This window comes from Alistipes sp. CAG:268 (assembly GCA_000434235.1).
GTDB lineage: Bacteria > Bacteroidota > Bacteroidia > Bacteroidales > Rikenellaceae > Alistipes > Alistipes avistercoris.
Window position 1 is genome coordinate 1 of sequence record FR891995.1, and the last position, 7,752, is coordinate 7,752.

The window sequence follows — 7,752 nt, forward strand, 5'->3', positions numbered from 1 at the left end:
ATACCCCTGCCGTCAGACGACAGCAAGGGTATTCTTCTCTGTAAAGCGTTACTCCACAAACCAACTGTACTCGGTATCCCCCTCCAAGGCCCGACCGATTCCTGCAATCAGCTCCGTTGCATTCAGCGACCTGTCAAGGAAGGTGTCGATGTAGCTGGATTTGTTGGCTCCCGTAAAGAGGTTGTAGACCTTCCACAAATCAATCTCGGGATTGTTCCCTCGTGAAAAGTGTTCGTCCGTGTAGTAAGCCTTTGCCACGGCATTGATGTGGCAGTCGGTAAACTCCATGGCTGGAAGCTGCCGTTTCTCGGCGGTGGGCAGGTATTGATACAAGCGTGCCTTGCCGATCAACTGGGCAAACTGGTGTTCACTGAGCGATTGCCGCTGTAAAGCCGCCATCTGTCGAATGTGCCGTTCGGCATCGTACTGCTGGAACAACTGCAACGAAGCCTCAAACAAGTCCTGCACGCTCATCACCCGCAATTCCCGCTTGAATCCATCGGTCGATACACACAGGTTGCAGCAGACAAGGTTCTTGAACCCGATGAAGACCTTGAACTTCTCGACCGTCTTTTTCGAATAGAGATTTTCGTGGTTGTAGGCCCTTACCCCTCCGATCGAAAGATGGAGCCGATTGCCTGCTACCTCCTCGTAAATCGAGGGAATCTCAAAGCAGAAGGCCATGCGTTCGTAATAGATGGTCTTGTCCGTCTCCAGGAGCTGATTCACGGGCTTGTGAATAGCCTCGGGAATCCGTCCCTTGATAATATGCGAAACGACAATATCGGGAGTGTCGATGGCATCCTGTGGAAACATACGGTGGGCAGCACCCAATACCGTTTCAATAAAACTCTGGTGGGAGATCGTCACCTCGTTGTCCTTGCTGAATACGGGAACGACACAATCGTTCTTCAGATGGGCCAGAGCAACAGGCTTGGTGTTGGCCTCGATAAAGTGACGGGTACGCGGTACAGTCCCCAGCGATACAATCGGAGTTACGGGACGCTCCTCTACGATGGTTGCCTCCTTCACGGGAAGATTCAACCCTGCGGCAAATTCGGGTTCAGGCTGAAAGGCTGGAAGCATGGCTGTGGAGGTTTTGTGTGGAAGGATTCGATTGCGTGGTCTGCGTCATGTTGCACCATTTGAGGATGGCTTGCCCCATGGCAGGAGTTATCGTGAACTCGGGACGGCCTGTAAAGAGCCCTGTTCGGTCTTTGGAGGTGGTGGCCTTGTGGTTCATGGCGATGTCCAGCACGGCGGTGAACTCATAGTCCACGTTATCACGCTGTACGGCCTTCAAGCCCACCTTCTCGGGCACCATCTTGCCGTTCTTGTCCGAGAGGACATAATCCTGCTTGGAACGCATGGTGCAGATGATGTGGCACGAGGAGTTGAGAATGCGTTGGATGAAGGCATTCTGACGGGGCGTGACCTTGGCCCAGTTGGCAAAGGAGTTTCCTTGCAGGTTGGCGTGGAAATCGAGCAGATAGTCCCAGCAATGGGAGATGCTGTCGATGACGATGACCTCGGCCCCCGCCTGTTCACAGATACCGATGGCCTCGATATAGGTCTCGGGAGAGTAGTCGGGCAGGGTGAGAACCTGATAATTGCCCAGATGGGCATAGAGATCGGCCGAACCGTTCTCGGAATCGATGACGGCAACACGGGACCAGTCGGAGGTCATGCCGTAAGCGATGAGGAGCGATGAGTAGGTCTTTCCTGACCCCGAGGCTCCAGCCAGTGCCAGCCTCATTTTGGCTGCACGGCGCATGGATGGACGTAATTGCATAAAGCTACAAATTAGATGATGAATAAATAAATACACTCATCATCTGTCTGTTGCTTTTGTTGTTAGTCTGGAAAAATTTCCGACAATCAGCCACAAAAAATCCCTCCCCGAAATTCGTTTTTCAATCCGAATAGGGGGAGGGGTGTTTTACGGGGTGTTGCAACGTGCGGAGTATAGTCATTTTTTCTCTGTTAAAACGGCCTTATCGCATCCATATATGCCGCATGCCAATTACTATACCATGTGATATTATCTTTTTGTGTAGTTATATTATTAACCTCAACATATACCTTTTTTTGTTTGCGGATGTATTTATCTTCACAACCATTTGCTACCCATTCGCTGGGGGATAAATCTTGCTTTTCATCAAAATCCCAAGTCGTAACCAAGTATCCAGAGTAAGGCTCAACATCGCTCGTGAATACAAAGTCGTCTATGGTAATGTCATATACATTTTTGAAACTTTGCACATTTAGTGGAATATCAGCTTGCTCCCTTTCAATAATGCCTTGCTTGATTTGTTCGTATTTATTTTGTTGCTCATTAGCGCCATTCTCTTGATAAGATGCTTGTTTTATGAACCCAATTACAAATACGGTAATGAAGAATACATTCAGTAAATAAGAGAAGATGTTGAAAACTTTTTTCATAAACGGACAATTAAGGGTTCAATGGATGGGGTAGTATTTGATGTTGATAGCGTGAGTTTATATGAGCTTATTCTTCTTGGCTATGCGTAAATGTAGTAAGATTTTATGGCATCTCAAAACCAATTCGTTAAAATTATTTTACGGTGTTAAATATCTATCGTGCTATATTAAAGTTTCCGACTCAATGTTTAAGGATATGGTAAAATATTGCTATATTTGTAAATAAACCTCACTTCTCATGAAAAAGTCTATATTTCTCCTCCTTATTTCTTGCATGTCATTTTGCGCAACAAGAGCAGCTGCTCAATCTGTTGATTCGTTGCAAGTAGTTATTGATAGTTTGTCAGTAAAAGTAGCAAATCTTGAACAAGAATTAGCTTTTTTGAAAATAGATGCCGAAATAAATGATCTTGATACAGAAATAAGTATACGTTCGATAGAGGTTTCCAATATATTGACAAATCTTTACATAGGGGGATCCTCTGCAATATCGCAAATGCGAGAACTTTATAAAGCTCTTCAGGGAAATATTAAATACATAAAAGATAAAGTGGATTCATTGCAGGAACGTGTAAGTTCAAGTGAAGATTCATTTTCCGCTTTTAAGTATGTATCTTTATCGTTAAATATGATAGGGGTATTACAGTCGTATAGTAATTTGGAGGAACGTATGTCCATTATTGAGGATGCATTGTACTAATAGTAGGCGTGTTTGGTATTTACAACCACTTACGGGACTGGCTAACTATTTAGTCAGTCCTGTATTTCTAAAACTCAAATCCTCCAAACTCCTTTTTATCCTGTTTGTGTATCTCCATCACCTCCCGATACTGTTCCTGCATATCGAGCACCTTTATAAAGTAGGGAATGGAAACCTTCTCGGGTAATTGCTCGCAACGCTTGTTGAGTTGATAGGTCAGACTTATTGGCTCCGTACTCGGAATGCCAACGGTATTGTACTTGGTAAGCAATACCGATAATGCCACCTTGTTCCGTCTGGGTGCAGCCACTCCTTTGGCTTTACAGAAATCGCATAGTTCCTTATAAATGGCAGCCTCTGTCTGCTTAATGGCTGGCTGGATAAAGCAATCCGCCGTCAGCTCATAGCCCTTTGCCTGTGGCTTTATAAGTCCAGCTTGTCGGCACTCTTCCAATAAAGCCGAAACGGTATTGCGAGACAGGCCGAGTGCCTGGGCAATCTGGCTCTTGCTTCATTGGATGGTATTCGTATTGTTCAAGCAGATGGCCTTTAATAGGAGCAGAAATCCCGCCATCTTGGCGGAATAGTTCCTTGTAAAGAAGCCATTGTTCAGCAAGAAAAAATCCTTCTCGACAGGCTTTATCTGGTAACTGTTCCGCTTGATAAATCCACGGACGACATCTTCCTTAATGGCCGTTTGCACGGTAAGACAACCAGCCTCTTTGAGCCGTTTGATAGCACGGCGGATGGTTCGTTTATCCAGCCTTGTAAGGAGGGCCAGTTTCTCTTCGGTAATGTGAGAAATATTTGTCTTGTGGTCAGAGCAGCATTTGATGGTTGCTCATACATAAACATCGACAGGCTTACTGTTGCCCGTCTGAAACGTGATGATCGATTTGGGTATAGCGGTATAATTCATCGTTAGCAATGGAATTTTGAGGGTTAGTAAATAGAATCTCTTTTAAATGCAGCAGCTTTCGGAAACGGGCTACGCCATAGTGTTCTTTCGCCTGCTTGCGGTTCTCGAATCACTTGCGGTCTTTGACGTGGTAGTACATGGTCGGAACGACTTTATTAGGTAGTGTATAAGTAGGTAGTGTATATATAGGACACTTTTGAGCAGTTATCATAGGACAGTTTTAAGCAACTGCCTGCCTACTATCTGAACGGATTGAATCTGGAATCTCAGGGACGAACGGAATGCCTGCCCCGTCTTGGAATTGGATGAACAAAGATACAAAAAGTTCAATAATTATACAAATATTTGACAATGTATTTAGCGTTGTTTGTCTCTCGGCCATTTTGTATCTTTGAAAAACTGAAACCCCGAACTGACTATGAACTGTACGATTCCTCAAAACTGGAGCGATGAAGCCATGGATTATGCCAACCAACTGGCCGACCGAATCAATGTAGGCTGGGATGGTGAGAACTATTGCCCGAGTGACTGGAGCCTCCGATTTCTTGTTCGTCTGAACAAGGGCTTGGTGAAAGTTCCCTTCACCTATGAAGCCTTCAGGGATAACGACGACATCATGGCTACATTGGAGGGATACGGGTTGGATGCCGAAAAGTTCTGGTATGCGTTGCTCTTCATCTACGACATCACAATCTCTTTCTGCTTGAATGCTGCCGATGCCAGCAAGACGGATTATGAGATTCTGACGGAACTCAACGATTTTCTGCAACAGCACCCGAAAGCAGTTCTCTACCTCTCGGAGGATCGGGAGTTACGCAAGAGTGAACGCTACGAAACCAACAGTCCGTTGATTCTTGGCTGCCTGCGTCGTTTTGTCAAGCAGGAGTTGGCGCAATATCCAGAACCGCCCCAACAAAAAATCTTTACCATCGACCTCCTTTATAGGAATTATACAGAATCACTGTCCACCGCCCAGCAACAGGTACTGATGTATCGGTTGTTCAAGGTACTGTTCGATACCCTCAAATTGCCCGAATTGCGTGCCAAACGGGGAGAGGTTGTGTCGTACAGCAAGTTGCTCCTTATCTCCCGCATCATCTATTTCTGCCGACTGACGGCCAATGAATCCTTTACGGTGGACAGCTCCTCGCTCAAAGGCGTCCTGAAACAGTACGGAAATACGGACTTCAACCAACTGGAACCTCGGGTTTATACGGGCGGCTTACGACTGCCGAAAGAAGAGGGAGAGTAAGTCGGGTTGTATTTTACTCCCTAAAGAGGGGTGGAATTTTGCCGAGCTTTGTATCCGTCGGATGGATGGTCCAGACGACCTGCAACCCCTTGGGCAAGGCAAGCAGCTAACCAACGCCCCTCCGTAAAGGACGGAGTAATTTATGGCCATGAAAAAGATGGTTATGCAAGAGGACAACACGAATCGTCAACTGGCTTTTGTGAAAGGCAACCGCCCGACCAATAGCGACGAAGTATTCCGCAAGTCAAATTCTTATCGGGACTATGGGTAGTTGTCCCCCATTACCGTTGCCAAGGGTGAGGAGGTTTTGCGCTCGGGAGGACATTTAGTTGATCTGAAAGGGAACGATATTCCCGATGACCAGGCCCAGAACTATTATGCTGTACTGGATGGTCAGCATAGAGTGCAAGCCTTCAAGGAATTTGATCCCGAGATGAATAAAATCGTGATTATGGAATCCTTAAACACGCGTGTGTCCGTCATGAAGCAGATTGCTGAGATGAATATCCGTACCGTTGCGTGGAGGGGCACGGATTACATGGCTGGGTCTGCAATGACGCTGAAGGAGTCCAATGAGGTCTTTGACTTTGCCTTGTTCTTGCGCAAGAAAGGATTCCCGCTGGCAACGATTTCGCTGTGGTGTCTCGGGAAGAACTCGATGAAGCCCTCCATGTTCGTTAAGCTTATCGGTTCAGATTCTTTGGATCGGGCTTTCGATAATAACGGATGGCTCTCCCGCAGTCAGCAATGGTACGAGGCCGCAGAGCAGAAGTTCAACGATAAATTCCTTGCCAAGAAGTATTTGATAACCTACATCATCGACAAGTATCACAATGCGGCCGATCCGACATCCTTCACGGTTCAGATGGTGGAGAAAATCAGGAGCCTAACAGAGGAGCAGGCAAAGGAGATTATGAACCCCGAGAAAGTAGAGGATCAGACGCGTGAGCAAACCACAATCAACCTCCTGATAAAATACCTTGGCAAATAGGATTGCCTGGCATTAGATGGGAAAGAAGGTCGGAAACCGAATTGGTTGTCCGACCTTTTTCCTTTTACAGCAGATGCCGCATGGCTTCGTCGATTTGCGAATTCTCGAATGAATCGAGGTAGATTTGCGTGGTCGAGAGGTCGGAGTGTCCCAACGACTCGGAAATCAGAGCCACGCTTACCCCTGACCGTTTCAGGACGGTTGCGTATGTGTGGCGGGCAACGTAGGTTGTCAATGGAACCTCCAATCCAATCTGTTCTCCCAGCACTTTCAATTCCCGATTGATCTTTGCCAGCACCTTATGGATGCGGTTGAAAATCTGCTGTGCGGTCTTGTGTTCCGCACGGTCGAGAATCGGGAAGATATAATCTTCTTGTGTGTGGTTATCCCTGCTGTATTTCCCGATAATCTGCAAGGCGTTCGGCACGAGTTGAAAGGATAGCAACTTCTGGGTTTTGTGACGGGAGTAATAGATTCTGCCTTTTATGAGGTCCTTGTAACGTAACCGTGCCATGTCACCGAAATTCATTCCTGCCGTAAAGTAGGAGAACAGGAATAAATCCTTGGCAAGTTGTCGGTACTCCGTTGTATGTCCCTCTGTAATTTCGAGATCAATCAATCGCTGGATGTCCTCTTTGTCGATGGCTCGTTTGCGGGTCTTGGCCCACAAACTGCCCACTTGGTAAAGGCTGAACGGATTTTGTTTGGTCTCGATCCGCCCCTCTTTGACTGCCTTGTTGTAGATGGCCTTGAAGATGGCGAACCGTGTGGCGATGCTGTTGTCCTTGTTGCCGCGTTTCCGCAGGTATAGTTCCAACCCTTTCAGATAGTCGAGGTCGATGGCTTCCATGGCCATGCTGGTCGGTTTGTAGCCTTCCAACACTTGCAGGGCATATCGGTGTTTGGTCGCCGAATGAATCTTGCCGAGCGATTCCAACCGTTCGATCTCCTCGTTGAATCCTTGTTCGATGGTGATTCCTGCGATATGGGCGGTTTTTACCTCAAACAGCGTATCGAAGTTTACAGGAATATCCAACGCCTCCAGCCTTTTGATCTTCTTCTGAAATCCTGTTAATGTGCCGTCGATCTTGCTTTGCAGGGCGGCACGATCGGGGCAATCCGCTGTCAGCATTTCGGCCTCTTTGTCCCAGTAACAGGGTGCAACAGAAAGTCCGAGAGCCACTAGTTTTGAGGTGCGGTTGTGGGTAAACCGAAGCATCAACGGGGATCGACCGTTTTTGTAGACTCTGTCTGTTTTTAGAATAATCTTGATTTTCATCTACTTGCGTATTCTGCAAGTAATTGAGAGAAGCGATGGCGGTGTCCAACAAAGTGTCCAACATTTGCGCTCGGAAGCCCTTTTTTGCCCCTTTTTCACTCCCGAAACGGCACAAAAAAAGAGGCTACTTAAATCGTAACCTCTTGATTTTGAGAGCCGAATCCGAGAT

Annotated in this window: 8 protein-coding genes; 3 read left to right on the forward strand and 5 right to left on the reverse strand. The window is 46.7% G+C overall.

Annotated features, from left to right (window positions below; genetic code table 11):
* Window positions 1-48: 48 nt before the first annotated feature.
* The 3 genes from QZL63_RS05230 to QZL63_RS05240 form a co-directional block, all read right to left on the reverse strand.
* Window positions 49-1,086 carry a DUF3871 family protein gene (locus QZL63_RS05230; RefSeq protein WP_022308275.1) on the reverse strand — a complete coding sequence of 346 codons (1,038 nt, stop codon included), beginning with the start codon at window positions 1,084-1,086 and terminating at the stop codon, window positions 49-51.
* The gene (locus tag QZL63_RS05235) at window positions 1,064-1,792 is read right to left on the reverse strand and encodes an ATP-binding protein (protein ID WP_290586107.1); all 729 of its coding nucleotides are present in this window, start codon (window positions 1,790-1,792) and stop codon (window positions 1,064-1,066) included. The genes QZL63_RS05230 and QZL63_RS05235 overlap by 23 nt, the downstream gene beginning before the upstream one ends.
* Window positions 1,793-1,983: 191 nt before the next feature.
* Window positions 1,984-2,442 (reverse strand): hypothetical protein, encoded by a 459-nt coding sequence (locus QZL63_RS05240; RefSeq protein WP_290586110.1) that lies wholly within the window; start codon window positions 2,440-2,442, stop codon window positions 1,984-1,986.
* Between the two features lie 238 nt (window positions 2,443-2,680).
* Here QZL63_RS05240 and QZL63_RS05245 point away from each other — a divergent pair, with 238 nt between their 5' ends.
* Entirely contained in the window at window positions 2,681-3,142 is a 462-nt protein-coding gene (locus tag QZL63_RS05245; protein ID WP_290586113.1) for a hypothetical protein, read from the forward strand.
* A gap of 67 nt (window positions 3,143-3,209) precedes the next feature.
* Here QZL63_RS05245 and QZL63_RS05250 read toward each other — a convergent pair whose 3' ends face one another.
* Entirely contained in the window at window positions 3,210-3,641 is a 432-nt protein-coding gene (locus tag QZL63_RS05250) for a hypothetical protein (protein ID WP_290586120.1), read from the reverse strand.
* 838 nt (window positions 3,642-4,479) lie between these two features.
* Here QZL63_RS05250 and QZL63_RS05255 point away from each other — a divergent pair.
* Window positions 4,480-5,313: a hypothetical protein gene (locus QZL63_RS05255; RefSeq protein WP_022308278.1), complete on the forward strand. Its 834-nt coding sequence runs from the start codon at window positions 4,480-4,482 to the stop codon at window positions 5,311-5,313.
* 271 nt (window positions 5,314-5,584) lie between these two features.
* On the forward strand, window positions 5,585-6,304 hold the full coding sequence (locus tag QZL63_RS05260) for a hypothetical protein (protein WP_290586116.1): 720 nt from the start codon (window positions 5,585-5,587) through the stop codon (window positions 6,302-6,304).
* Between the two features lie 64 nt (window positions 6,305-6,368).
* Here the strand turns inward: QZL63_RS05260 and QZL63_RS05265 are convergent, their stop codons facing one another.
* Window positions 6,369-7,583, reverse strand: coding sequence for a site-specific integrase (locus QZL63_RS05265; protein ID WP_290586119.1), 1,215 nt, complete (start codon window positions 7,581-7,583; stop codon window positions 6,369-6,371).
* Between the last annotated feature and the right edge of the window lie 169 nt (window positions 7,584-7,752).

What these genes read in the sequence shown, in the direction of transcription:
- QZL63_RS05230 (WP_022308275.1), bottom strand. Translation starts at nt 1,086, where the DNA reads ATGCTTCCAGCCTTTCAGCCTGAACCCGAATTTGCCGCAGGGTTGAAT.
- QZL63_RS05235 (WP_290586107.1), bottom strand. Translation starts at nt 1,792, where the DNA reads ATGCAATTACGTCCATCCATGCGCCGTGCAGCCAAAATGAGGCTGGCA.
- QZL63_RS05240 (WP_290586110.1), bottom strand. Translation starts at nt 2,442, where the DNA reads ATGAAAAAAGTTTTCAACATCTTCTCTTATTTACTGAATGTATTCTTC.
- QZL63_RS05245 (WP_290586113.1), top strand. Translation starts at nt 2,681, where the DNA reads ATGAAAAAGTCTATATTTCTCCTCCTTATTTCTTGCATGTCATTTTGC.
- QZL63_RS05255 (WP_022308278.1), top strand. Translation starts at nt 4,480, where the DNA reads ATGAACTGTACGATTCCTCAAAACTGGAGCGATGAAGCCATGGATTAT.
- QZL63_RS05265 (WP_290586119.1), bottom strand. Translation starts at nt 7,583, where the DNA reads ATGAAAATCAAGATTATTCTAAAAACAGACAGAGTCTACAAAAACGGT.